The 26454-nt window shown below is 34.3% G+C and carries 29 protein-coding genes; 24 read left to right on the forward strand and 5 right to left on the reverse strand.

Annotated features, from left to right (window positions below):
- The first annotated feature begins 93 nt into the window (after positions 1–93).
- From NCCP28_RS10855 to NCCP28_RS10905, 11 genes are all read left to right on the forward strand, one after another.
- Positions 94–1026 (forward strand): manganese-dependent inorganic pyrophosphatase, encoded by a 933-nt coding sequence (locus tag NCCP28_RS10855; protein WP_248561428.1) that lies wholly within the window; start codon positions 94–96, stop codon positions 1024–1026.
- A 169-nt stretch (positions 1027–1195) separates the two neighbouring features.
- Positions 1196–1894 (forward strand): response regulator transcription factor, encoded by a 699-nt coding sequence (locus tag NCCP28_RS10860; RefSeq protein ID WP_248561429.1) that lies wholly within the window; start codon positions 1196–1198, stop codon positions 1892–1894.
- Entirely contained in the window at positions 1891–3234 is a 1344-nt protein-coding gene (locus NCCP28_RS10865; RefSeq protein ID WP_248561430.1) for a sensor histidine kinase, read from the forward strand. The genes NCCP28_RS10860 and NCCP28_RS10865 overlap by 4 nt, the downstream gene beginning before the upstream one ends.
- A 28-nt stretch (positions 3235–3262) precedes the next feature.
- Positions 3263–3955 (forward strand): PepSY domain-containing protein, encoded by a 693-nt coding sequence (locus NCCP28_RS10870; protein WP_248561431.1) that lies wholly within the window; start codon positions 3263–3265, stop codon positions 3953–3955.
- A 157-nt stretch (positions 3956–4112) separates the two neighbouring features.
- On the forward strand, positions 4113–4640 hold the full coding sequence (locus NCCP28_RS10875; RefSeq protein ID WP_248561432.1) for a PepSY domain-containing protein: 528 nt from the start codon (positions 4113–4115) through the stop codon (positions 4638–4640).
- Between the two features lie 351 nt (positions 4641–4991).
- Positions 4992–5483: a peroxiredoxin family protein gene (locus NCCP28_RS10880; RefSeq protein ID WP_248561433.1), complete on the forward strand. Its 492-nt coding sequence runs from the start codon at positions 4992–4994 to the stop codon at positions 5481–5483.
- Between the two features lie 208 nt (positions 5484–5691).
- On the forward strand, positions 5692–5823 hold the full coding sequence (locus NCCP28_RS10885; RefSeq protein ID WP_248561434.1) for an FbpB family small basic protein: 132 nt from the start codon (positions 5692–5694) through the stop codon (positions 5821–5823).
- Positions 5824–5988: 165 nt separating this feature from the next.
- Positions 5989–6132: an acid-soluble spore protein N gene (locus NCCP28_RS10890; protein WP_101178464.1), complete on the forward strand. Its 144-nt coding sequence runs from the start codon at positions 5989–5991 to the stop codon at positions 6130–6132.
- A gap of 163 nt (positions 6133–6295) precedes the next feature.
- The gene (locus tag NCCP28_RS10895) at positions 6296–8641 is read left to right on the forward strand and encodes an AAA family ATPase (RefSeq protein WP_248561776.1); all 2346 of its coding nucleotides are present in this window, start codon (positions 6296–6298) and stop codon (positions 8639–8641) included.
- Positions 8642–8668: 27 nt separating this feature from the next.
- Positions 8669–9100 (forward strand): acyl-CoA thioesterase, encoded by a 432-nt coding sequence (locus NCCP28_RS10900; RefSeq protein WP_248561435.1) that lies wholly within the window; start codon positions 8669–8671, stop codon positions 9098–9100.
- A 72-nt stretch (positions 9101–9172) separates the two neighbouring features.
- On the forward strand, positions 9173–9463 hold the full coding sequence (locus tag NCCP28_RS10905; protein WP_248561436.1) for a hypothetical protein: 291 nt from the start codon (positions 9173–9175) through the stop codon (positions 9461–9463).
- Positions 9464–9633: 170 nt separating this feature from the next.
- Here NCCP28_RS10905 and NCCP28_RS10910 read toward each other — a convergent pair whose 3' ends face one another.
- The 4 genes from NCCP28_RS10910 to plsY form a co-directional block, all read right to left on the reverse strand.
- Positions 9634–9933 carry a HesB/YadR/YfhF family protein gene (locus NCCP28_RS10910; protein ID WP_248561437.1) on the reverse strand — a complete coding sequence of 100 codons (300 nt, stop codon included), beginning with the start codon at positions 9931–9933 and terminating at the stop codon, positions 9634–9636.
- A gap of 157 nt (positions 9934–10090) precedes the next feature.
- A complete protein-coding gene (locus NCCP28_RS10915) occupies positions 10091–11218 on the reverse strand; it encodes a CapA family protein (protein WP_248561438.1) in 1128 nt (375 codons plus the stop codon).
- 709 nt (positions 11219–11927) lie between these two features.
- Positions 11928–13025 (reverse strand): ATP-binding protein, encoded by a 1098-nt coding sequence (locus tag NCCP28_RS10920; protein WP_248561439.1) that lies wholly within the window; start codon positions 13023–13025, stop codon positions 11928–11930.
- Positions 13026–13470: 445 nt separating this feature from the next.
- A complete protein-coding gene (gene plsY, locus NCCP28_RS10925; RefSeq protein WP_248561440.1) occupies positions 13471–14061 on the reverse strand; it encodes a glycerol-3-phosphate 1-O-acyltransferase PlsY in 591 nt (196 codons plus the stop codon).
- Between the two features lie 142 nt (positions 14062–14203).
- Here plsY and NCCP28_RS10930 point away from each other — a divergent pair, with 142 nt between their 5' ends.
- The 5 genes from NCCP28_RS10930 to NCCP28_RS10950 all read left to right on the forward strand — a co-directional run bounded on the left by NCCP28_RS10930 (position 14204) and on the right by NCCP28_RS10950 (position 18252).
- Entirely contained in the window at positions 14204–14446 is a 243-nt protein-coding gene (locus NCCP28_RS10930) for a type B 50S ribosomal protein L31 (RefSeq protein ID WP_248561441.1), read from the forward strand.
- A 287-nt stretch (positions 14447–14733) separates the two neighbouring features.
- Positions 14734–16170 carry a phospholipase D family protein gene (locus NCCP28_RS10935; protein ID WP_248561442.1) on the forward strand — a complete coding sequence of 479 codons (1437 nt, stop codon included), beginning with the start codon at positions 14734–14736 and terminating at the stop codon, positions 16168–16170.
- A gap of 73 nt (positions 16171–16243) precedes the next feature.
- Positions 16244–16474, forward strand: a complete 231-nt coding sequence (locus NCCP28_RS10940) for a hypothetical protein (RefSeq protein WP_248561443.1) — start codon at positions 16244–16246, stop codon at positions 16472–16474.
- Positions 16475–16559: 85 nt separating this feature from the next.
- Positions 16560–17018 (forward strand): GNAT family N-acetyltransferase, encoded by a 459-nt coding sequence (locus tag NCCP28_RS10945; protein WP_248561444.1) that lies wholly within the window; start codon positions 16560–16562, stop codon positions 17016–17018.
- A 76-nt stretch (positions 17019–17094) separates the two neighbouring features.
- Positions 17095–18252 (forward strand): acyl-CoA dehydrogenase family protein, encoded by a 1158-nt coding sequence (locus NCCP28_RS10950; RefSeq protein WP_248561445.1) that lies wholly within the window; start codon positions 17095–17097, stop codon positions 18250–18252.
- A 161-nt stretch (positions 18253–18413) separates the two neighbouring features.
- On the opposite strand, the gene NCCP28_RS10955 is transcribed toward NCCP28_RS10950, so the two are convergent.
- The gene (locus NCCP28_RS10955) at positions 18414–18575 is read right to left on the reverse strand and encodes a hypothetical protein (protein WP_248561446.1); all 162 of its coding nucleotides are present in this window, start codon (positions 18573–18575) and stop codon (positions 18414–18416) included.
- 229 nt (positions 18576–18804) lie between these two features.
- Here NCCP28_RS10955 and NCCP28_RS10960 point away from each other — a divergent pair, with 229 nt between their 5' ends.
- The 8 genes from NCCP28_RS10960 (at position 18805) to acsA (ending at position 26173) form a co-directional block, all read left to right on the forward strand.
- The gene (locus tag NCCP28_RS10960) at positions 18805–19674 is read left to right on the forward strand and encodes a carbon-nitrogen hydrolase family protein (protein WP_248561447.1); all 870 of its coding nucleotides are present in this window, start codon (positions 18805–18807) and stop codon (positions 19672–19674) included.
- 6 nt (positions 19675–19680) lie between these two features.
- Positions 19681–20358, forward strand: a complete 678-nt coding sequence (locus tag NCCP28_RS10965) for a GNAT family N-acetyltransferase (RefSeq protein ID WP_248561448.1) — start codon at positions 19681–19683, stop codon at positions 20356–20358.
- A 223-nt stretch (positions 20359–20581) separates the two neighbouring features.
- On the forward strand, positions 20582–21406 hold the full coding sequence (locus NCCP28_RS10970; protein ID WP_248561449.1) for an aldo/keto reductase: 825 nt from the start codon (positions 20582–20584) through the stop codon (positions 21404–21406).
- 194 nt (positions 21407–21600) lie between these two features.
- The gene (locus NCCP28_RS10975; protein WP_248561450.1) at positions 21601–21954 is read left to right on the forward strand and encodes a winged helix-turn-helix transcriptional regulator; all 354 of its coding nucleotides are present in this window, start codon (positions 21601–21603) and stop codon (positions 21952–21954) included.
- A gap of 8 nt (positions 21955–21962) precedes the next feature.
- Positions 21963–22445, forward strand: coding sequence for a GNAT family N-acetyltransferase (locus tag NCCP28_RS10980; protein WP_248561451.1), 483 nt, complete (start codon positions 21963–21965; stop codon positions 22443–22445).
- A 177-nt stretch (positions 22446–22622) separates the two neighbouring features.
- Complete coding sequence (locus tag NCCP28_RS10985) at positions 22623–23330, forward strand: SGNH/GDSL hydrolase family protein (protein WP_248561777.1); 708 nt, start codon at positions 22623–22625, stop codon at positions 23328–23330.
- Positions 23331–23576: 246 nt separating this feature from the next.
- The gene (locus NCCP28_RS10990; protein WP_248561452.1) at positions 23577–24152 is read left to right on the forward strand and encodes a hypothetical protein; all 576 of its coding nucleotides are present in this window, start codon (positions 23577–23579) and stop codon (positions 24150–24152) included.
- A gap of 302 nt (positions 24153–24454) precedes the next feature.
- Entirely contained in the window at positions 24455–26173 is a 1719-nt protein-coding gene (gene acsA / locus NCCP28_RS10995) for an acetate--CoA ligase (protein WP_248561453.1), read from the forward strand.
- The last annotated feature ends 281 nt before the right edge of the window (positions 26174–26454 follow it).

Here is a 26454-nt window from a genome sequence, read left to right on the forward strand (position 1 = left end):
GATGGATATGTTAAAATAACTATAGATGGCTTAAAAGGTAATGGATACCTATTAACGATTCAATTATCAATTATTGCAAGGAGAATTTAATTTATGGAAAAAGTATTAATATTTGGTCATAAGAATCCTGATACGGATACTATTTGTTCTGCCATTGCATATGCAGAATTAAAAAAGAGCTTAGGGGTAGACGCTGAGCCAGTTCGTTTAGGAGAAGTGAACGGCGAAACACAATATGCTCTTGATTATTTTAAAACAGAAGCGCCTAGATTTATTGAAAAAGCAGCTTCTGAAGCAAAAGCGGTTATTTTAGTCGATCATAATGAATTCCAGCAAAGTGTGGAAGATATTAAAGAAGTGTCTATTTTAGAAGTAATCGACCACCACCGTATTGCTAATTTTGAAACAAGCGATCCTTTGTACTACCGTGCAGAACCAGTTGGATGTACAGCAACTATTTTAAATAAAATGTACAAAGAAAATGGCGTAGAAATCAAAAAAGAAGTAGCAGGATTAATGCTTTCTGCGATTATTTCTGACTCTTTATTATTTAAATCGCCAACATGCACAGAGCAGGATATTCAAGCGGCAAAAGAACTTGCAGAAATCGCTGGCGTAAATGCAGAAGAATACGGCTTGGAAATGCTGAAAGCGGGTGCTGATTTAAGCGATAAAACAGTAGAACAATTGATTTCACTTGATGCAAAAGAATTCCCAATGGGTACATATAAAGTGGAAGTAGCGCAAGTAAATGCGGTTGATACAAACGATGTATTGGCTAAACAAACAGAGTTGGAAGAAGCATTAAACAAAACAATTGCTGCTAAAAACTTAGATCTGTTTTTGCTTGTGGTAACAGATATCTTAAACAATGATTCTGTTGCATTGGCAGTTGGAAGCAAAACAGAAGCAGTGGAAAAAGCATTTAATGTAACATTAGAAAACAAGACAGCATTATTAAAAGGTGTTGTATCTCGTAAAAAACAAATTGTTCCTGTATTAACAGAAACATTTAATGCACTATAATTAATAGATTGCACACAAAAAACACTCTAAAGAAAATCTTTAGAGTGTTTTTTTATAAGAAAAAGAAAGCTAATAAAAAAGAAGCATTTATAATTGAGCCCATTCTGTTAAGTTATATGTGATTGCGATAAAATAATAAATAGAGAGTTTTTTAAAGGCGGTGAATGCAATGACGAAAGAAAAAATACTTATTATTGAAGATGAACAAAAAATTGCTAGAGTGCTGTCGATGGAATTAGAATTTGAAGGATACACTGCGGAAAGTGTGCATACAGGAACAGAAGGGTTAAAAAAGGTGATGGAATCTTCTTGGAGCCTTGTTTTGCTTGATGTAATGCTTCCTGAAATAAGTGGTTTGGAGGTACTGCGAAGAATAAGAAATTGCGGGAATAATGTACCTGTTATTTTGCTGACTGCAAGGGATTCTATTCCAGATAAGGTGGCAGGATTAGATGTAGGAGCAAACGATTATGTGACAAAACCATTTCAGATCGAAGAATTGCTTGCAAGAATTCGGGCGATTCTTAGAGTGCAGCAGCAAATAATGAAACAAGAGCAGGAAAAAATTCTCCAGGTGGAGGATTTGCAGGTTTTTGTTAAATCATATGTGGTTATGCGAGAAAATAAGGAAATTGATTTAACGCCACGTGAATTTGAATTATTGGTTTATTTGCTGGAAAATAAAAATATTGTGCTATCTAGGGAGCAAATTTTAAATAATGTGTGGGGATATGATTATATTGGCGATACCAATGTAGTGGATGTATATATTCGTTATGTGCGCAAAAAAGTGGACTATCCTTTCAAAAAGGCACTTATCCAAACAGTGCGTGGTGTCGGTTATATTATAAAGGAAAGTGAATCATGAAAATAAGGACACGCATCCAGCTTTTTTCGACGATTTTTCTTTTTATTATTATGCTCCTTGTAAATATGTTGATTTATATTATTTTTCAAACCTTATTGTATAAGGATGTACTCAATAAAACGATGGTAAACGTAGAACAAGCAGCTGCTAGCATACAAACATTAAAAGGTGAAGCAGAGATAGAAAATATGGTGCGGGCATATGTTCCAGCTGACGGCATGATCCAAGTTATCGATGCAAATAAGACAATTTTTACCTCTACCAAAAATACTGATTATGCCAAACTTTTAATAAAATTCGACAAAAAGCAAAAAGCAGAGATTGCCAAACAAAATAACCGCATTTTTACTGTAGCAAATATGCCGATTATTTGGGAAGATGGTAATGTTGTTACATTAGTAATGACAGAAAATATTGAAAGTACACGGCATATATTAGGAATACTGGGCATTATTTTAATTGCCGCTTCCATTATCATTATTATTCCTACGTATTTTGCAGGCAGATTTTTATCTAATTTGCTTCTTTCTCCCATTCAGTCCATGATTAAGACGATGGAAGAGATTCAAAGCAGCGGAGATTTTAAACAACTTTTTTTTAATTCCAGCACAAAAGATGAACTATATCAACTTGGAGTAACATTTAACAAGATGATTACGCTGTTAAAAATGCAGTTTGAACGGCAGCAGCAATTTGTTTCAGATGCTTCTCATGAGTTGAAAACGCCACTAACCGTTATTGAAAGTTATGCGAACATGTTAAAAAGATGGGGCAAAAAAAGAGAAGATGTATTGGACGAAGCTGTGGAGGCAATCCATTCTGAGTCCATTCGCATGAAAGAAATGACCAATCAAATGCTTGAATTGGCAAGTGGGGAGGGTCATACGAACTTTGAATTAGAAACACTAGATTTAAGCGCTATCGCTATGGAAACAGCTAAAAAGATGGAGATTGCCCATCAAAGAAGCATTATTGTTAATGGTGCTTTAAATGGGGCCGTTATAAAAGGAGATAAACAAAAAATAAAACAGCTCCTGTTTATATTATTAGATAATGCCATAAAGTATAGCAGCGACAGAATTACAATTAAAATAACAAAAAGAGATAACGTTAGATGCGAAATTATAGACAAAGGACCTGGAATTGCAAAAGAGGAATTAGACCATATATTTGAGCGGTTTTATCGTGTGGATAAAGCTAGAAGCAGGGAAACAGGAGGAAGTGGTTTAGGATTAGCAATTGCTCAAAAAATAGTAAAAGCCCATAATGGTGAAATTCAAGTGGAAAGCATAGTAGGAGAAGGGACAAAAATGATTTGTATTTTTGAATTGTATGAATAAGAATGCTTATAATGTAAGGAGTATACATATGGAAAGGATAAGGAAAATTGGTGCATTTGTTATTATTGGCATTTTTCTCCTTATGGGCAGCTGTTTTTTTATAAACAAACAAGATAAAATTACTTTAAAAGAGGCAGAGTCAATCATAACACAAAAGTATGATGGAGAAATAATCCGTATAAAAGAAATAAAAAAAGAAAGACAGGTACGATATGATGCTGTCCTGCAAAATGAGAAAGGGATATATAATGTTTCTGTAGATGCACAAACTGGTTTTATTGCTGATTTACAAGCAGAAAAAGTCAGCCAGCAAACAGCAGAAAAGGAACTGACGAAAGAAGAAGCAGTTAAACTTGTGAAGGCAGCTTATAAAGGCACATTAAAATCAATAACAGAACAAACAGAAAAGGGCATCCCTTATTTTATTGTTATTTTAGAAAGGGATAGGAAAGAACTGGTTTATAAAATAAATCGGCAAACAGGAAGCATTAAACAAGAACCAAAAATTATTGCAGAAGAAACAGCAATTATCACAAAAAATAAAGCAAAAGAAATTGCCCAAGCAGAAGTGCAAGGTAATGTGAAAGAAGTGGAACTGGAAGAGGAAAAAAATCAGCTGATCTATGAAGTAGAAATGGAAACGGCTCAAAAAACAGAAGTGAAGATTTATATTAATGCATATAGCGGCACTGTTTTATCAATTAATTGGGAAGATGACTAACTAACTTATAGCACCAGAATAAAAAATTTCAAACAAAGGCTGTTTGATTAAAAAATAATAAACTTGTTTTTTATTTCTCATTGTTTTCTCATTTTATTTCTTCTTTCTTATCATTTTCTAAGGATAAGATAATGATATAGAATTTAAGGAGGAATAAATGATGAAAAATAAATGGTCGAAAATTTCAATTGGTTTGGCGGCAGTACTTGGGCTAGCTTCAACGGGCTATTATATAGGAAGTGAACAAAAAGGATTTGCAGCGGAAAATCCAATTTCTGCGATGACAGCACAGACAAATGTATCGAAAGAAGAGGCAGAAAAAATTGCTTCGGAGAAAACAAATAAAACAGTAGAAGAAGTGGAATTAGAAGTAAATGCAAAGGGAGAAAAATTATATCAAGTGGAATTTTTAGAAGAAGCCGAACATGATGATGAAATATATATCAACGCAGATACTGGCAAAGTTCTTACACAAGAAACGATGCAAAAAAACATTAAAATAACGGAAGAGCAAGCAAAAGAAGCGGCAGTAAAAAAAGCAGCAGGAACGGTAACGGAAATAGAATTGGATGAAGAGGCAGGACAGTATTATTATGATATAGAAATTGTTCAAAAAAATGGCCAGGATGTAGATATAGAAATATCTGCTGAAACGGGTGAAGTTCTTCATTTGGATAATGATTAAGTAAAAAGGGGGCTGTCTAATAAGTCCTAAACAAAAAGCAGGGGAAGAAAAACAAATTGTTTTTCTTCCCCTGCTTTTTGATTTCTATTTATTTTACAAGAAAAGACGGGGTTTTTGTATGTAATTTGAAAAAAAGTTAGGTAATGTTTAGGCTGGATTTTGGCAATTTGTTGATTGGAATGGAAAGCGAACGCCTGGAGTGGAAATCAACAGGATAGTTTAAAAGCCCCTTTTTTGTATGGTAAACATAAAAAAATTTTGTGCATCTGAATAAAAAATAATAAGAAATACGTAATTTATAAGGTTTTGGACATTCTAAAAATGGGATATAGATAGAAGGGATGTGAAATTTTGGTCAAAAAAATTATTTTATTGATAGGTTTGTGTTTCTTGTATGCTGTTAGCTTGGAGCAGAATACAATTGCAGCAAAATCACAACCATTAGAGATTGGTGCAAAAGCTCCGGATTTTTCATTAAGAAATTTAAAGGGAGAAATCATTAAGCTTTCCGATTTTAAAGGGAAAAAAGTAATGCTTAACTTTTGGGCAACATGGTGCCCTCCATGTAAACAAGAAATGCCAGCAATTCAACAATTTTTTGAAGAAAAGGGAAAAGATGTTGTAATCCTTGCGGTTAATATTGATGGGGCAGAAGATGTCATCGAATTTGTTCAATCTAAAAAGATTACTTTTTCAATATTGTTGGATGAAAATAATCGGGTCAATGAGCAATATAAAGTCGTCACAATCCCTACTACTTTTTTTATAGATGAAAAGGGAATTATTCAACATAAGTTTTATTCAGCAATGCCGATTGAAATTATGAGAGAATTTTCAAAATAATAAATGAAAGCGTTTTACAAATATGCATAAGTGCGCTATAATAAATATAAGAGGAGCATGAAGACAAGCTCCTCTTACTAATGATATAAATATTCAGAATAAAAAATATTTTTAAAATATTATTTAGGGGAGAAATTTTCTAAAATTTGTAATAATAACAGAGAGATTTGGAAAAAATAAAAATAAATAAAAAAAGGAGTTTTTAATTATGAGAAAACCACGAAAACGTTCATTTCAAGAATTGGTAGCAGAAAATAGACTGCAGCTGTTAAAAGATAGGGAAGCAATTGAAAAAATTGAAGAACGCTTGGAAAATAAACATCTTAAAAAGGCAAGATAACAACTCGGACATTTACAAGGCCGGTGCTCCTCTTTTAGCGTTTTTTTGCCTTTACATAAACAAGAACCTGGGAGACTGCTTTTCTGTTGCACTGGGATAAACAACAATTACCATCTATCATCTTCTTCTTACTGGTGCACAATATAAGAGGAAGGAGATGATAGTATGGGTAATCCCAAAAAGGACAGCAAACATTTTGTTCCAAGTCATATCGGTACAAAGTCAAGGAGCGCTGGGGGCAATAAAGGAAAACAAATGCAGGATACATCTGGTCAGCACCCTCAAGTGATTCAAACTAAAGGGGAATAAAAATAAAGCTCTCGCAACGTTGGTTGTGGGAGCTTATTTTTATGGGAAAAGAAAATCAAATATGCATGCTCTATAAATAAATGTTGTATCAATTAACGAATTTGCTGGAATATGATAGTATAAAAGGATGAACTAGAATAATGGATAGAGTGAAGTGAATAAAATGAATGTAGAAAAGATAAAACACCAAGATAAAATGCTGTTTGCAGAAATAAAAAAAGAATTTGATGATAATGGTTTTATTGTTGATGAAGAAAAAATTCTTTATTTGATTGGCAGGATGAATGAAAGGGAAGAGGCAAAAAAATTGTCTGAGCTGCTAACAATGGCAGCTATTTCTCGTATTCGTGAAGATGAAAAAGATACAATTGCGTTAGCATGGCTAAATAAAGCGATTGAACTAGACGAAGGAAATAAAAAAGCAGCTAATTTTTTATCTCAGCATGATTGGCAAAATTACCGTCATTTATTAAAGGATTTAGTGTTTCCATCAATTAGAGAAACCGATAATCGTACAGCTAAAAGAAAAGTAGCGGAACAGTATATAAATATTTGCAGGAAGTTTCTCGATGAAGTAGAAGAAGAACAAGATAAACTTGCAGCAAATAAAAAATCTGCTGTTCAGATGCAAAATGTTCAGTCTATTTCCAAATACAACGAAATTATGGAACAATTAAAACAGATTGTTTTAAAAACATCTGAATTATTAAAAGCAGCTGAAGAATATGAAGAATCTATTAGCGGAGTATTTCATACTGCCATTTATTATGAAAATGTAAAAAAAGACATAGAAGCACTGAATGAATTAATTGCTGGCTGGAATCAATTATTTATGGAAGATGCACAGATAAACGAGCAAAAAGAATCTTCACTAGAAGTTTTAGAACAGATGATTGGTTTAGAAAGTGTAAAAAAACGTGTAGAAAATTATTATCGATTTTTGAAATATCAGCATTCCCGAAAAAAATTAGGCTTTACGATCCAAGATGAATTAAGTCTTAATATGATTTTTACAGGAAATCCAGGAACAGGAAAAACAACATTAGCCCGTTTATTAGCCCGCATTTATCATGAATTAGGTGTTCTGCCAAGTGAAGAGGTAGTGGAAGTGGATCGCTCTCAATTAATTGGCGGTTTTATGGGGCAGACAGAAGAAAATGTCCGTTCCATTGTTAAACAAGCATTAGGAGGTGTGCTTTTTATTGATGAAGCATATAGCTTAAAAAGGGAAGGGCAATCAGGGAATGATTATGGACAAGCTGCTATTGATACACTTGTATCTTTAATGACAGGAGATGAATTTGGGGGCAAATTCGCGGTGATTCTTGCTGGATATCCAGAAGAAATGCGCCAGTTTCTAGAAGGTAATCATGGATTGCGCAGCCGTTTTCCTTCCTCTAATTTTATGCATCTTCCTAATTATTCTAAAGAGGAACTCTTAGAAATAGGCGAGAAAATTGCCAGCGATAACGATTATGTTATAACAAAGGGTGGAAAAAAAGAACTGCTGAATCGATTAGAAAGGGAAGAAGTGGATGAGTCATTTGGCAATGCACGAGCTGTCAAAAATATTGTGTTAGATGCGATTTTTAAAAAAGGATCGAAGCCTGCAAATAATAAACATATATTAACTTATACACTTTTAGAGGAAGAAGACTTTTCTAATAAAGAGGGAAATGCTATAGAAGATCCTGCAAAAGAATTGGAGCAATTAATTGGATTGGATGGAGTAAAGGCAGAAATAAAAAAAATTATTGCTTTTGTAAAAATGCAGCAATTGCGAAGAGAAAAAGGACAAAGAATTCTTCCTATCCAGCTTCATGCTGTATTTACAGGAAATCCAGGAACAGGAAAAACAACGGTTGCAAAACTTTACGCCCAATTTCTTAAAGATTGCGGCATTTTAAAAAGGGGGCATTTAATCGTTACCTCAAGAGCGGATTTTGTTGCTGGATATGTTGGACAATCTGCGATTAAAACAAAAAAGAAAATCCGTGAAGCATTAGGCGGCGTGTTATTTATTGATGAAGCATATTCCTTGGTGAATGGTTCTAATCAAGATTTTGGAAAAGAAGTAGTAGACACACTAGTAATGGAAATGACCAATCATAATGAAAATTTAGTGGTTGTTTTAGCTGGATATCCAAAGGAAACAGAACAATTACTAGCAAGCAATCCAGGGCTGCAATCAAGATTTAAAAAATATATTCCTTTTGATGATTATGATGTTCAAGAATTAATAGAGATAATGAAACTTTATGCAGCAAAATTTGATTATCTATTATCTGATAAAGCCATCAGTTATTTATTTGAAGCATTACGAGCTGTTCCTACCCAAGGAAATGGACGATTTGCTACTAATATTATTGATGAGGCTGTGCAGCTGCAAGCATTAAGAATCATGGATGAAGAAAGTGATAAGGATAATATGCATAGCATCATTACGAAGGAAGATGTGGAAAAAGCATTAGTTGTCTACTCGAAAAACGATAAATTGGAGCATATATAGTAGAAGTAAGTGGGAGGATACAAAAAAATGAGCGAACTATTTGTTTCAACAAGAGAAATTCAACTGTATTATGCAGACACTGATATGATGGGTGTTATTTATCATGCTAATTATTTAAAGTTTTTTGAGTTAGGAAGAGGGGGATTTTTGGAGGATTTAGGATACAGCTATATGGAAATGGAGAATCAAGGGTATTTTGCTCCTGTTTATGATATTCAAGCAACTTATAAAAAACCACTTCGATATGGCGACAAGGCTTTTGTGAAAACATGGGTCGAACTAAACGACGGCTTAAAAACAACATATGGCTATACCGTTGAAAATGGCGAAGGGGACGTTTGTGCACAAGGAACCTCTACCCATATAATTGTCAGCAAAGAAACATTTAAGCCAAAGTCATTCAAAAAAAGTTTTCCAGAATGGTTTCAAAAGTATGAAGAAATAAAAAAGAAAAATTAACAAGGAAAATAAACCACTCTTATTTAGATTTGGTGGTTTTTTCTCCTAGTTTTGACAATAGGAGGGGTTATAATGGCTTTTGGCATCAATAGAGAAGAACTCGCTCGATGGAAGCATCAAATTGATCATGGCGAAATTGCTTTTTTGACCCATTATTGGTTAGATAATCGTTTTCCAGAAAGTAAAAGTGTCACAAAAGTAGGCTGTTCTGATTTTGCTAAACTTGCAGCATGGGGCAAAAAATATGGCCTGCAAAAAGAATGGATTCATGTAAGAAAGGATGGATATTCTCATTTCGATTTAATAGGCAAAAGCCAAGCAGAAATACTTCGAAGTGAAAATATCTCCTATACATTAAAGTAAAAAAATAAGCAAGCACCCTTTTTAATTAAGAAGGGTGCTTCAGGCTGCTCGAAAATATCTCGATAAGCAAACGTTTTTAAGCGGTCTGAAAAGGCAGAAAAATAGACATTGTTTACACGCTGAAGATCCCCTCCAGAATAAGGAGAGGATTTTCAGCGCATTTAATGAGATTAAGCTTGTTTTTGTGTAAAATGATACTCTGGTTCGTTTGCTTCTGCATTAAATTCAGCAGCAAAATCACTATCATCAAAATACCATACATCTTTTTCTTCAATATAATAGGTAATGCCAAATTTTTCTGTGGATATGCCAATATTGATGGGCTCTTCTTTGGAAATTCCTAAAGAGAATCCTTGTTGGACAGTGCTGCATCCCCCGTAACGAGCAAAAAAACGTACATAATCTCCATCCTTTAAATTCATTTCTTCCTTATACCAAGAAGCAGCTTGGTCACTAATAAAAATTTTCATTTGATACACTCCCTTTTTTTCATTAACCTTCTATAGTTCTGTCCAAATAGATACACCAACGAAGTGTTATACCTATTATAAAACAAACTATTTATTTATGCGACTAAAGGAATTCTTTATATATCTGCTTATGTCGACAAAAACTTGTATGACTCTGCTATTGTAATCTCTGCATCATATGCCCCATTATTTCCTTATAGGAATGTTTGAGCCTTTTATCATTTGCTTCTTCTAATGGCCGCAGTTCATAGTCTTTTTCTTTATTGCTATAATTATAAGTAGGGAAGAAGCTTGGATTTTCCAATTGTATTTCTGTCTTGTTATTTTTTATGGTTTTTTTTATGGTAACAGAAGCAAGTCCACCAATATTTCGGTATTCCTCGTCTTGGCCAGATAGGAAGTTGCCTAATGAATAAACCACAAGCGCCTTCTTTCCTTCTCTATTGGTTAGCCATTCCATATGCTGCAATACATGAGGGTGGCCTCCAAAAATGATGTTTACTCCTTCATTTACTAAAAATTGCGCTAATTCCTTTTGATCTGTGTTTGGAAAACGTTCATATTCATTTCCCCAATGAATTCCCATTACGATAATATCCGCTTGTTTTTTTGCCTGTGTTATTTCCTTTTTCATGTTATTTTTATCGATTATATTCACAATATATGGTTGTTTCTTTGGGATGGGAATGCCATTTGTCCCGTATGTGTATGAAAGAAATGCCACTTTTATGCCGTTTTTTTTCATCATTCGAATTGTTTGCTGATCTTTAGCACTTGTAAATGTTCCAACATAGGGCATTTTTATTTTTTTTAAATAAGCTAAAGATTTTATCTGGCCTTCTGTCCCTCTATCAAGAGCATGATTATTGGCTGTTGTAACAATATCTACTCCAGCTGCTTTTAAGGCATCTGCAATTTCATGTGGACTGTTGAAAGCAGGATACCCTGAGAGTCCAATGCTTGTTCCTGCTACAATCGTTTCTTGGTTTGCGAGAAGAATATCTGGTTTTAAAAGTTCAGGTGTAATTTTTTCTAGCATTGGTTTAAAATTATAAGTTTTTTTACTTGTTTGTGCATCATTATACACTCGATCATGAATAAGAATATCGCCAACAGCTCCAATTGTAATACTGCTTTCTAATTTTTTGTCTCCAATTGGTGTAGTGCGTATGGGCTGCATACCTATTTCATCTTGTTGTTTTTCTTTAGCATCCATTATTATTGCTGCTGAAACTATGGCAAGAATAATAAAAGCGCTGGCTGCTAATATATTCTTTTTTATCATTTTTTTTATTTCTCCTTCTGTCATCTGCATAAATGAAGCTTTATTTTAAAATAGTTTATTCTGTCCATTTCTCTAGGATAACAAAATCAGCGGCAGTATTCGACTAGTTTTGGTGATTTTAATGGTTTTGTTGTTTTATTTAGATAAAAGGAAGTAAATGAGTAGAGCTTTTTTTATATAAGAATGATTAAAAAAGGAGAGGAATAGTCTTTCATACATATATGATTCATTTAAGTAAGGAGATTATTCATTTTTATCATTTAACAGGCCGTGACATCCTCATCTAAGGGAATAGGGGAGAAAATAAGAAATTCAGGTGGGGAGAAACTAGCCTGTAAAATGCTAATGGAAGTTTCATTTTATCCTGAATAGGCGAGAAGACCCCCATCTTCAAGAAAGGGAGAAGGGGATAGCCCAATGAGCAATGAGAAAGGTGTGGATGAATTGCCTTTCGGACAAGGGAGGGGGGGGGTTCTATTTTGCTTGTCCGACTGTTTGAGTGCTGAATGAAGGAAAGGAATAAGAGGGATCGACCGAGTGTTTGTTCTTTTTTCCTTGTCATCTAGAGCAACTTGAATAGAGGGGGGAATAAAAGATTTGTTAGAGAAAATGGCTAATATATCTAATGAAAAAGCCATGTTGCTGCAGCTAACAATCAGCAGAAGATAGAAAATCCCCTACTGATTGAAGGTTCATTTAAACAGGGAAACTATTCTTTAAAGGGAATTTCAACGTAAAAAGTAGTACCATTGTTTAATTCGCTTTCTGCATATAAATTACCGTCAGCATCTTCCATTATTTTTTTGCAGACACTTAAGCCAATTCCTGTACCTTTTCCCTTTGTTGTGTAAAATGGATTAAATAATTCTTTTATTCCAGATTCGCTGATGCCGCAACCGTTATCTTTAAGAGCGATACGAACAAAGGAATTTTTTATGGATGTTGTTACATGAATATATTTATTGTCTTTTTTTTCAGGGGATTCTTCAATTGCTTCGAATGCATTTTTTATGATATTTACTAGTACTTGCTTTAATTGTTTTTCATTAAAAAATACATAGGGAGATTGTTCGCAAAGATCCATTTGAATCATAACATTTTTCATAATAGATTCACTTTCAAACAATGTACAAATATCTGTTATTAATCTATTTATGGAGATATGCTCCAAATTATCGTCTTTGGGTTTAGAGGCATTTAAGAAATCAAAAATAATATCATTGGCCCGGTCAATTTCTTCCAAAGCGATATCGGCATAACGCTCTTTTTTTATTTCTGCTAAATGAGGTTTAATCAATTGAATAAATCCTTTAACAGTTGTTAGTGGATTGCGTATTTCATGGGCAATTCCTGCAGCTAATTTTCCAATATTATTACTATAATCGTTAGAAAGGGCTACATCGCGAAATAAATGAATGGTTTTTGTAAAAAGGCTTTTTTGCTCTCTCATATGCTGGTGAAAATCAGAGAGCTGCTGATTTATTTGTTTGGATAATTTTTGTACATTTTCTTCTTGTTTAGTTAATGGTATGCAATACAAATGATAGAATGAATCTTCTTCCACTTTGTACAGCCTGTAGAAGGATTCATAATGAAAATAAGGCAATTGAATCGTCATTTCTACTTCTGCATGCCCGCTTTCTAAAAAACTGGCAAATTCATCTGCATCTATAAGCAAATAATCTGCAAAGGATGATGATTTAATAGAAGAATTATTGGGTATAGAAGAGTGAAGAATTTCTAGCTGATTATTTATTAAAAAATAAGGAAAAGGAAGCTTGCTTATATTCTTCGATAAAGTGTTCATAAATGATACCATCCTTTAATAGAATAAGAAATTGCTGTTTCCACTTCATTCTTTGGAATTTAATTAGTACATTCTATGACGAAAAAAATCAGGATATGTCATTTTTTTTAAAAGATTTTTCAAAAAAAGTAGCTGATTATGTAAAAAAATATAATAGGCTGTTGGCAAGCGCCCGCTTTTTTTGTTGCTCAGCATTTTTCGGATGCACATTGTCTGCCTTGGTAACTTCGATCCTTTTCAGGTTTTGCGCCTCAAAAGGCAGCTGTTTTCAAACAGCCTGAAAGTATGCGTTTTTGATTTTATCTACACGCTGAGCTATATAAATTAATAGATTTATCATACAAAATTTTCCGGCATTATTTCAATGTTTTCAGGAAACTAATCCTAATTCGCTTTTTTTCTAGTCTAATGAAAAAACCCTCGTTTATTCGAGGGCTTATGTTGATTAAATCCATTTCACTTTTGGTTCTGTTTTATTAGCAATTCTTTTAATATTTGCCCGGTGTCTATAGACAACAAAAATCGTAAGCAGTGCTAATATCAGAATCAACAATTTATCATCCCATAATACAAGAGAATAAATCAACCCGGCAAGTCCGGCCGCCATGGAAGATAAGGACACATACTTTGAAAAGTATAAAGTAATGAAAAATATTAAGATGATAAACAAAAACAGCAAAGGCTCGTGACCTAACAGAATTCCTGCAGAAGTTGCCACGGCTTTTCCGCCTTTAAATCCTGCAAAAATAGGATACATATGGCCAATAACAGCAAAAACTCCAAAAATCAATGGATTTACATCAAGATTTAAAGCAAACAGCATTGGTAAAAGTGTTGCCACTGTACCTTTTAAAATATCAGAAATTGTCACTGCGAAACCCGCTTTTTTGCCTAATGTGCGAAAAGTGTTTGTCCCCCCAAGGTTTCCGCTGCCATGCTGCCTAATATCCACACCGTAGAATGTTTTTCCTATTATAAGCCCGGAAGGAATGGAGCCAATTAAATAGGATACAACGATTAAAATAGCTATAATCAAAACAAACTCTCCTTACATTTATGTATCATGCCACTATTATTGTACCATGTTATCCTAAAAACTCATCATTTTTTAAAAAAATATAATCAATAAAATTGATAATCGAAATCATTACGTTTATAATGGAAGCGAGGTGATAAAAATGAAGGAAAATATCCATCCTAACTACCATAAAGTAATCTTTACAGATGCTGTCAGCGGTTTTTCTTTTTTAAGCAGTTCTACTAAAACTTCTAATGAAAAAATGCTATGGAAAGATGGCAAGGAATATCCGGTAATAAAAGTAGATATTAGTTCAGACACCCATCCGTTTTATACGGGACGGCAAAAGTTTGCGGAAGCAGGCGGCCGTGTAGATAAATTTAAGAAAAAATATAATATGTAATTTTTCTTTAGTGGACATTAAAGGCCCCGCTGATTGAAGCATTAAGAAGTCCGTTCTATTATTAGAGCGGACTTTTTATTTTTCTGCTTATTGTGCACAATAAGCAGAAATAGAAGTGTCAGTTTGCAAACTTTTATGGAAGGGTATGTTTATAAATGCTTTAAATTTATCACACATTAGCGGGTTTTGACATCCACTTAAGGGAGAAGAAGAAAAAATGGGGGAGAAAGAAACTTGCCGATAAAAGCCTGATTAAAGTTTCCTTTATTAGGCGTGGAGGAGTATAAATGAAACAAACGAAAACAAAAAGAAAAAAAATATGGTTTGCTGGCATGATTGTATTTATTTCCATCTATATAAGCGTTATTTTCTATCATAATTTAAAACCATTGCCACTAGGCTTATCGATGGAAGGGGAAGTTTACTATTCTAATCATGTGACATTTCTGAAAGATATTACATATAAGGATAACAGCGGAAAACAAACATCGAAGCAGGAGATATTGACGAGCATTTTAAAACAAATAGAAGAAGCAGATGCCTTTATTGTAATCGATATGTTTTTATTTAATAAAGATAGTGATAAAGATCAAGCTTATCCCAAAATGGCGGAAACGGTTGCTCAAGCATTGATCAAAAAGAAACAAGCTTATCCTGCTATTAGCATTATTTTTATTACAGATAGGGTAAATACAGCGTATAGTTCCTATCCTTCGAAAGAGTTAACAAAAATGAAAGAGAATGGAATAGAAGTGATTATGACCAACTTGCATGTATTGCGGGATTCAAATCCTCTATATTCAGGAATATGGCGAATGTTTTTTCAATGGTTTGGAGAAAAAGGGAATGGGCAATTGCCAAACTTGCTTGCAAATAGTGCGCCGAAAGTAAATCTATGGTCTTATTTAGATCTTTTAAATGTGAAAGCAAATCATCGAAAAGTAGTGATAACAGAAAAAGCGGCACTTATTTCATCTGGCAATATTCATAATGCTAGCGGCTATCATTCTAATACTGCCTTTTTGATAGAAGGCAATATAGTGGCGGACGCTTTAAAAAGTGAAAATAGTGTCATTAAGTTTTCGAAAGATATTGATTTTCCAATATATAAAGAAAAAGAAGGAGTGTATTCTGACCTCCGCGTACAGCTTTTAACAGAAGGAAAAATAGCGAAACATGTTTTATCCAGCATTAAAGCTGCTAAAAAAGACGACATTATTTGGATTGGCATGCTTTACCTTGCTGACCGGAAAATAGTTGATGCATTAAAACAAGCTGCAAGCAGTGATGTCATGATACATATTATTCTTGATCCTAATCAAAACTCTTTTGGCAATAAAAAAGCTGGTTTGCCTAATATACCTGTGGCTGCCGAATTGGCCAATGCTGATTATGCTAACTTGCAAATTAAATGGTATAACACAGGGAAAGAACAATACCATACAAAAATGATGTTTATAGAAGGAAAACAAGAAGACACTATTATAAGTGGATCCGCAAATTATACGCGAAGAAATTTACAGGATTTAAATTTAGAAACAAATGTGAAAATAAGCGGACCGAAAGAAGCAACAGTTATGAAGGATGTAAAAAGTTATTTTGAAGCATTATGGAATAATCAAGGGGCCGAATATACAAAAGATTATCATACAGAAGACACCGTTCCTGTTTTCCGTTATATGCTCTACCGGCTGCAGCGATTATTTTGGTTTACTACTTACTGAATATCACTTTCCACATAAAAGAGTTATTTCTAGTAATGCTAATGATAAATATTTAATGTGGGAGGAAGATAGCATGAACAAAAAAGATTCTCTTACTTCTTCAGAACTAGTGCATTTGTGGATGGCTTATCAAGAAAAAACAATGGTTCTTCGGTTTTTAGAGCATTTTATTGCTGTTTCAGAATCCCCACCAGAGATAGGCAGATATAAGAAAGTGCATACAAAAATTAATGGTTTTGTGGGAAAAATGGAAGATAGCAAAAAATTATTGAATAAATTAACAAAAACAGCCCCGTTTTCCTAAAAAGAATGGAAAGAGGGGTTTTTATTTTCCCCTTGATTCAAAACAAAAGCTTATAATGAAATAAAGGGATGCAAAGGAGGTTCTTATGATTACTTTTGAGGCAGTGGAAATGAAAAATAGAGTCGCTTTTTTGCCTATTCTTCTAATGGCAGATGAAAGTGAGGAAGTAGTGAAAGATTATATAGAAGCCGGAACTTTATTCGCCATAAAAAATGAGGAAAATGATACAATTGGTTGTATATTGATAATCGATTTCCATGAAAACACAGTCGAAATAAAAAATATTGCGCTTATTCCCGAATTTCGAGGCAGAGGATACGGCAAAGCATGCATTCAGCACATTCTTCAATCAGCAAAAAAAATGGAAAAAGAACGAGTATTGGTTGGCACTGCAAATTCCAGCATAGAAAATATTGCTTTCTATCAAAAATGCGGTTTTCATTTTTGGGAAATAAAGAAAAACTTCTTTGCAGACTATCCAGACATCATTGTTGAAAATGGAATTCAGGCAATAGATATGATTTACTTTGAATATAAGTTATAGAAAATGCTTAAAAAATCAAAAAAATTACATAGATTAAAAGAATAAGAATAGATAAAAGAAAGGAAGAGAAGCGAAAATGGCAAAAAATTTAGCGGCTATGAATTCTCTGGAAGAAAGAATAAGTGCATTAGCAAAAATGGCAGAAAACTTTAAAGAACGGGCGGCTGAGATAGATGAAAAAGGGGAGTTTGTGTATGAGAATATTGCTGATTTAAAAAATTGCGGATATACGGCATTAACCATTCCAAAAGTTTTTGGAGGGCAAGAGATATCCCTTTATGACTATATCAGACTGCAAGAGGTTATTGCCCAAGGAGATGGGGCAACCGCGCTTTCCATCGGCTGGCATATGGGCGTTGTCCGCAATATGTATGAAAATAAATGGAATCCGAAAGTTTTAGCTGCTGTTTATGAAAGGTTACACAAAGGGGCATTAATTAATGCAGCAGCAACGGAACCTCAAACAGGCAGTCCAACAAGGGGAGGGAAACCCCAGACAACGGCGGAAAAAATTGGCGATAAATGGGTCATCAATGGACATAAGTCATTTACTACGATGTCTGTAGTGTTAGATTATTTTGTTGTTTCTGCGTCTATTAAACACACAGAGGAAATCGGCAATTTTTTAATCTGCAAAGAAAACAAAGGTATTCGCATAGAAGAAACATGGGATAGCATTGCTCTCAAAGGAACAGGAAGCCATGATGTGTATTTTGAAAATGTGGAAGTGGAGCAGGATAATTATGTGGAAACATTAGGCGGTGCAAAGCGGATAAACCCATGGCTGCTGCATATCCCAGCATGTTATCTTGGCATTGCTGGTGCTGCGCAAAAAGAAGCCGTGCAATTTGCAAAAAGCTATGCTCCAAACAGCATTACAGGGACCATTAGTGAACTGCCAAGCGTTCGAACCAAAATTGGCGAAATGGAATTGAAAATGCTGCAAGCAAAGTATTTTCTTTATTCTGTTAGCAAAACATGGGATGAAACAAAGGAAGAGGAAAAAGAGCATTTATTGCCACAATTAAGTGCTGCAAAATTAGTGGTAACTAATACGGCAATTGAAGTAGTCGATTTGGCAATGAGGATTGTGGGAGCAAGAAGTCTTTCTGCAAAAAGTCCTCTGCAGCGCTACTATCGGGATATTCGAGCAGGACTTCATAATCCGCCGATGGATGATATGACAATCGCACAGCTTGCTGGCTATTCTTTAAATCAATACAAAAAAGATTAGAAAAAATGCAGAGCCAAAAAGCATATAGGTGGCTCTGTACTTTTTAGGTAAAGAAGCAGGTGAATTTAAAGCGGACGAAAAAGAGAAAGCATTTTTGAGTGCAAAATGCTTCTTTTGTCGCTTTTTTTTCTTTAATTGAATAGGATATTTGGTAGAGGAAATCATGCAGCATTTTCTCTGTTTTTCCATTTGCTTCGATACATGCTCCACTGTTTCTTAATCCTAATTTCGAAGCGAAAGGGGCCATTGATAATCCTTTTTACAAGGAGCACCGTTAATTCTTCTATTGCTAATAAACATAATAAGCCATATAAAAAAATCATTCGCAATTCCGCCTTTCGATAAAATATGTACTGTTTTATACCACTTATTTTTCTTTTTTAAGCGTTTATTTTAGTGTAATATATGAAGAAAATAAAAAATGAGAACAATATTTATAGTATATATTCGCCAGAAAATTGGAAAAACCTATTGAAATAATAGAAAAAATGTTTCATAATAGCTAAAAGAATTTAGCTTAACTAAAAATGATTTGTTAAAGGGAGATGGAAAATGAAAATAAGAGTTTCTGCCGTGCAGTATAAACTGCAAAATATTAAGTCCTTTGAGGAATTTGCCAAACAATGTGAACATTATATTCGCAACGCAGAAGAATATGGAGCAGAATTTGTGCTATTTCCGGAGTTTTTTACGACACAATTATTATCAATGGGCGATGGACAAAATCCGTTAACAATAAATGAACTGCCTGGATTTACCGAACAATATCGAGATCTATTCAGAACATTTGCTGTTCAAACTGGTATGCATATAATCGGTGGAACTCATGTTATGCGCAAGGAAGATAAATTATATAATGTGGCCCATCTTTTTTATCCTGATGGCAGGGTGGAAGAGCAGGCGAAACTTCATATAACTCCTACAGAAGTACAAGAATGGGGTATGGATAAAGGAGAATCATTTCGTATTTTTGATACAGATAAAGGAAAAATAGCTATTTTAACTTGCTATGATATCGAATTTCCTGAAATTGTCCGCATGGCAAAAGCACAGGGGGCAGATGTCATCTTTTGTCCTTCTTGTACAGACGATCGCCATGGTTTTCATCGCGTTCGCTATACTTGTCATGCCAGAGCTATTGAAAATCAAGTATACGTGGTTGTTACAGGAACGGTCGGTTCGTTGACAAATGTTGATTTTATGCGGGCTAATTTTGGGCAGGCAGCTGTTATCACACCAAATGATATCCCATTTCCGCCAAAAGGTCTAATGGCAGAAGGGGAATTAAATGATGATATGATTATTACAGCAGATTTGGACTTATCTCTTTTATATGAAGTGAGAGAAAGAGGGTCTGTTACAACATGGAGAGACAGACGAACAGATCTTTATCCTGATTGGAACTCTACTGTGGAAGGATAAACGCTGATGTATCATTCTGAATTTTATTTATACAAGGAGCAGAAACCAGCAGTGTGTATTGTGCGCAATTATACAAAAAAAGATTTTGATGAACTGATTGCGATTCAGTCAGAATGTTTTCCTCCGCCATTCCCATCTGAGTTGTGGTGGAATAAGGAGCAGCTTTCTCATCATGTAGCATTATTTCCAGAAGGTGCTATATGTGTGGAAATAGACGGGGAACTGGCGGGCTCGCTGACAAGTTTATGCATAAACTATGATCCGCTAAACAGTCAGCATACATGGGAAGAGATAACCGATAATGGTTATATTAAAAAACATACTGGGCATGGCAATGCATTATACATTGTTGATATTAGTGTGCGTCCCAAATTCCGTACATTAGGCCTCGGCAAAATAATGATGGAAAGCATGTACCACCTGGTTATTGAAAAAAAACTATCCCGGCTATTAGGTGGAGGCAGAATGCCTGGCTACAAACTACATGCTGATGCAGAAACGCCACAAAGCTATCTGCAAAAAGTGCTTGCAGGAAAGTTAAAAGATCCAGTAATTTCTTTTTTGCTGAAATGCGGAAGAACACCTGTTTGTATATTGAATAATTATTTGGAAGATGAAGATTCTCTAAATTACGCTGTTTTGATGGAGTGGAAAAATCCGTTTAAACAGGAAATTATCAGATGAAAACAGAATTCTTTTAAGTCTGGTCCTTTTCAAAAAGAGCCAGACTTTTTTGTATATTTATCGCCTGGCAAGGGGGAAGTCAAGATTGGGAGAACGCGAAAAACCTCCATTCATTGTGAATTTGCTTTATAAATCAATAAGTTAATTCGCAAAGCAAAATACTTTTCCAAAAGAAAAGAATATGAGAAGATAGCTAGTAGAATAGAACAAGGAGGGATAATAGATGAATTTACAATCAACTGTTACATTACATAATGGAGTCAAAATGCCTTGGTTTGGTCTTGGAGTATTTAAAGTGGAAGAAGGGCAGGAAGTAATTGATTCTGTAAAAGCAGCTATAAAAAATGGCTATATTTCTATTGATACAGCAGCTGTTTATGGCAATGAAGAAGGAGTGGGGCAGGCTATTAAAGAGTCTGGCATCAATCGTGAAAATCTGTTTATTACAACAAAAGTCTGGAATGCAGACCAGGGTTATGATTCTACTTTAGCTGCTTTTGAAACAAGTTTGCAAAAACTAGGATTAGATTATATTGATCTATATTTAATTCATTGGCCTGTTAAGGGGAAGTATAAAAAAACATGGAAGGCATTAGAAAAGCTTTATAAAGATGGAAAAGTAAAGGCAATTGGAGTAAGCAATTTCCATGTTCATCATTTAGAAGATTTACTGGACGATGCCGAAATTGTTCCAATGGTGAACCAAATTGAACTTCATCCGCTTTTGAGCCAATTAGAAGTTAGAAACTATTGCAAAGACAAAAACATTGTAGTGGAAGCATGGTCTCCATTAGCACAAGGGCAATTGTTGGATAACAAAGTACTCACAGAAATTGCTGCAGCACATAATAAATCAGTTGCGCAAATCATTCTCCGCTGGGATATTCAAAGTGAAATTGTTACGATTCCTAAATCAATTAAAGAAAGCCGCATTATTGAAAATGCCTCTATCTTCGATTTTGAGTTAAGCAAGGATGCGATGGAAAAAATTAATGCACTAAATAAAAATGAACGTGTTGGTCCAGATCCAGATAATTTTGATTTCTAGTCCTGGATGGAGTAAAAAAAGCAGTTGGGAATATTATTTCCCGGCTGCTTTTTTGCATGGATTTGATCATCTGAAAATTTAGTGAAGCGCGATGCAAAAAACGGCATTTTACTGTTTTTATTGCTATTGGTTTTTAAATTATATATAATCATCACATATTAATCGTTGGGAAATAGTGTGTTTGAGGTGATTTTATGAAAGAATCAAAAGGAAAAAAGGATAAATCTGTTTCTGATTTATGTCCTAAATTTGAATTTGCAATGAATTTATTGGGAAAAAGGTGGATAGGATTAATTGTGACTCAACTATTATCTGGAAAAAAAAGATTTTCGGATATTGAAAATTCATTGCCGATAAGTGGCCGACTGCTTTCTGAAAGATTAAAAGAGTTAGAGGAACTGGGGATTGTAAACCGAAAAGTTTTCCCAGAAGTTCCAGTAAGAATTGAATATTTATTAACAGACAAAGGAAAAGAGTTAGAAATGGTGATTGACTCTATTGCTGCATGGGCAACTAAATGGGGGGAAGAAGCAGAAAAGAAGGAGTAGCTATTTTTATGAGCGATAAAACTGAAATGAAAGTAAAGCTGTTTCCTGCAAAGTTTGCTGATAAAGGGATGCCTTCTAATATAGAACCTGTCCATCCAGATGACAGATTTGCAGTCAGCAAACTGTTTTATAATGGCTATAAGAATACAATACATGATTATGGCCATACGTTAAACAGATGTCAGCTAGAAGTGAAAGCATTATTAAAAGGGCTATATGGTCCTTTTTTATTTGACAGCTCTTATATATATAAGGATGGAAATCGAATATTGTCTGGTGCATTTGTTACTTTATTTAAAGGGGTTCCGTTATTAATTTATGGGGTAACATTGCCAGAGCATACAAATAAAGGATTATTTACAAAAGTTCTTGTACAAAGTATGCAAGCTCTTTCTAAAAAAGGATATAAAGAGTTGCATTTGGTTGTAGCAAAAGGAAATGAGCGAGCCAAAAGAGTATATGAAAAAATCGGTTTTCGAGAAATTAAGTAACTGTTTTTTTCAATTTGCAAGAAGGAAACTCTTGCGAATTTTTCTCTTGAAAAAGCAATGCAATTTTTGTCGACAACAAAACCTGTTATAATGAAATTGGGATAAGCATTTTGCAAAAATCGACATATACTAAAACATGACGATTCTAAAAATAGGAAAAAACAGGTGGGAAAAGTGATGAAAATTGTTTGTTTTGGAGACAGTTTAACAAGAGGCGTTTCCTATTTAAAGGGTAGAGTACGTATTATAAAAGATAATTATCCAACCTTTTTGCAGAGTTTTTTTAGTCTTAATCAAGAAGAAACGATTGTAGTAAATAAAGGGGTATTTAATGACAATTCTGGATTGCTGATAAGTCGGCTCGAAAAGGATGTCATCTTGGAGAAGCCAAATTATGTGCTGATTAATATTGGCGGAAATGACTGCAATTTTAAATGGGAAGAGGTTGCCAAATTTCCTGAAGAGATGCATGAACCGATTGTTCCAGTTGCTGAATACGTAAATAATATTAAAAATATTATCAATCAAGTAAAAGAATATAATATTACTCCTATTATTTTAACATTGCCGCCACTGGATCCTGTTCGCTATTATGAGTTTATTGCAAGCAAATATGGACATGCAGTGAGTCATTGGATTTCAAGATGTGGGGGCATTGAGCATTGGCATGGAATCTATAATCGGCAGCTTAATAAATTAATAGAGCAGCTTAATGTTCCCTTTATTGATGTGCGAACAAATCTCAAAAAAAGTGGAGATTTAACTCAGTTTATTAGTGATGATGGAATCCATTTAAATGCAGCCGGTTATAAAGAAATGAGCAAAATTATTTATCAAAATTTATCTCGTGTTAACAAACAGCAAATACCACTTTTGGAAGATTAGGAAAGCTCATAAAAATTTAGACAGGAGATAATGGTCTGGGGAAATACGGTTGCAGGTTCCCTTTATCTGATTTAAAAGGACTAGCCTATTAAATTTTTTGATGGGCTGAAAGACGTGATTTGACTTTTAGTAGTCTGATCGCTTTTTTTGCGGGTATTTTTCTATGGAGAATAGGGCGAATTTGCTATACTAATAGAGAATAGAAAAAGATGGAAATAAAGTAAATCAAGTACGGAGGATTATCGAATGGGCAGTATGTATGAAAAGATATTGGATGTATTGGAAAGAAGGGGACCAACAACGATTTTTTCCATCTATGATGAAATAAAAAATAATCCGGCTATTTCCTTAGAGGAGGATAAGCCTGTTCATTTATCCTCTATAAAATCAGCTATCGCAAGAAAAAAAGATTTGTTTCAACTAGAAGACAATATTGTTTCTATTCTTCCTGAAAAAGAAATTAATAGCATTTCAATAGAATTTGAGGAATATAGGAGCAGTTGGCACAAATTAACGATTGATTTTATACTAGAAACCTATTTTATGCAGGAGTGGCATCTGTTACAAAATCAACAGAAGATGGCTATTCCTCAAATAGGTGCAGAATTTGATTATTTAGCTTTAAAAAAGGAATTATATCGCCTGAAAATATGGGATTGGGAAAATGGCCTCAATCACGGGGAAAATACATGGGCAATTGTTTTAAAAACAACGAATAGAGAATATCGGATGATGGGCTGTAGCTTAAAAGCAAAAGAATGGAAAAAAATCAATAAAAAAATAGGAGGTTTTTTTCCCATGATGTCCTTTTTTTCTCATTAATTCAATAAAAAACATACTAATAAGTCCTAAAATAAAAACAGGTGAAGAAAAACAAATTTTTTTCTTCACCTGTTTTTTGATTTCTATTTATTTTTCATTTTGCAAAAAAAGATGTTTTTTTATATTTAATTTTAAAAAAGTTATGTAATGCTTATGATGTATTTTGGCGCTTTTTTGTTTGGTTTTTATTCTTTTTCGCAGAAAAAAGAATAAATGGATAATGTAACCATTATCATTGTGTATATAGTGTTTTTATTTTATAATAAAACATGTAAAAATATTGAAATGAGGGGGATGTATTAATGAAAATGGAAGCGTTTCCACCTGTTGAAGGGAATTATAACCTCAAAAACTATGAAGAGATGTACCAACATTTCGATTGGAAAGAAGCGGAAGAAGATTTTTCTTGGCATCAAACAGGAAAAATAAATGCAGCATATGAAGCAATCGACCGCCACGCTGAAAGTTCACGAAAGCATAAAGTGGCCCTCTACTATTTAAGTCAAACTAGAAATGAGAAATATTCATTTAATGATATGAAAAAACAAACAAATAAAGCTGGGAATGTTTTAAGGGAACAAGGTGACGTCCAAAAAGGAGACAGGGTATTTATTTTTATGCCGCGCTCACCAGAATTATATTTTGCTCTCCTTGGCACCATTAAACTAGGAGCAATTGTCGGTCCATTATTTGAGGCCTTTATGGAGGATGCTGTAAGGGATAGGCTGCAAGACAGTGCCGCGAAAGTGTTGATTACAACCCCAGAATTGGTCGGACGTGTTCCAATTGATGAATTGGAAGCATTAGAAACAATTTTTCTCGTTGGCGAAGATATCAAAGAGGAAGGCAATTTTGTTGATTTTCTAAAGTATTTCCAAACAGCTTCCGATGAGTTGGAAGTGGAATGGGTGGAAAAAAATGATGGGCTAATTCTTCATTATACATCTGGTTCTACGGGCAAACCAAAAGGTGTTCTTCATGTTCATCATGCAATGGTTCAGCATTATCAGACTGCTAAATGGGTGCTTGATTTACAGGAAGATGACATTTATTGGTGTACCGCAGATCCAGGCTGGGTGACAGGAACTTCTTATGGAATTTTTGGTCCATGGCTGACTGGAGCTACTAATATTGTAGCAGGCGGACGCTTTAGTCCTGATGCATGGTATAAAACAATTGAGACTTTTGGAGTGACAGTTTGGTACAGTGCACCCACTTCTTTTAGAATGCTAATGAGTGCAGGGGAAGAAGTGGTGCAAAAATACAGTTTATCTTCCTTGCGCCATATTTTAAGTGTGGGGGAACCATTAAATCCAGAAGTAATTCGCTGGGGATATGAAGTGTTTGGGCATCGCATTCATGATACATGGTGGATGACAGAAACAGGGGCACAGCTTATTTGCAATTATCCATCCATGGAAATCAAACCTGGTTCGATGGGCAAACCAATTCCAGGCGTCGAAGCTGCAATTGTTGATGATGATGGAAATATTCTGCCCCCAAATCAGATGGGCAATTTAGCGGTAAAAAAAGGTTGGCCATCTATGATGCATACGATTTGGAATAATCAAAAAAAGTATGACAGTTATTTTCTTCTAAATGAATGGTATGTTTCAGGAGACTCTGCTTATGTGGATGAAGATGGATATTTCTGGTTCCAAGGCCGGGTGGATGATGTTATTATGACGGCTGGAGAGCGGGTAGGGCCATTTGAAGTAGAAAATAAGCTTATTGAATTTCCAGCTGTTGCAGAAGCGGGAGTTATCGGGAAACCAGATGCGATTAGAGGAGAAATTATCAAAGCATTTGTTGCCCTTGTAGATGGTTATCAAGAGTCAGATAAATTAAAAGAAGAAATACGTCAGTTTGTAAAAAATGGTCTCGCTGCACATGCTGCACCCAGAGAAATTGAATTTATTGCAAAATTACCGAAAACAAGAAGCGGCAAAATTATGCGGCGAGTTCTAAAAGCATGGGAGCTTGGGCTTCCAACAGGTGATTTATCGACAATGGAAGATTAATATATATATATATATATACTATTGCTAGCACTACGTTTTCCACAAATAGAAAACACTTCTTTGTAAGCACCTCTAGATATTGTATCTATATGTTTTTACGTTTTAAAGTGTATCATAAATTCCTTTTCATGCAGTATAATCGAGTGATGAATTCTATTAAATGACTGAACTTTTCATACATATTCGATTTAGCTTCGCATGTATAGAAAAAGGGGGTGCATTTCCTTTCGTAATGCATTAATAATCGATAGCAGCTTTAAAAATGATTATGTTAAATAGAT

It is taken from the genome of Niallia sp. NCCP-28 (assembly GCF_023168165.1).
GTDB lineage: Bacteria > Bacillota > Bacilli > Bacillales > Cytobacillaceae > Niallia.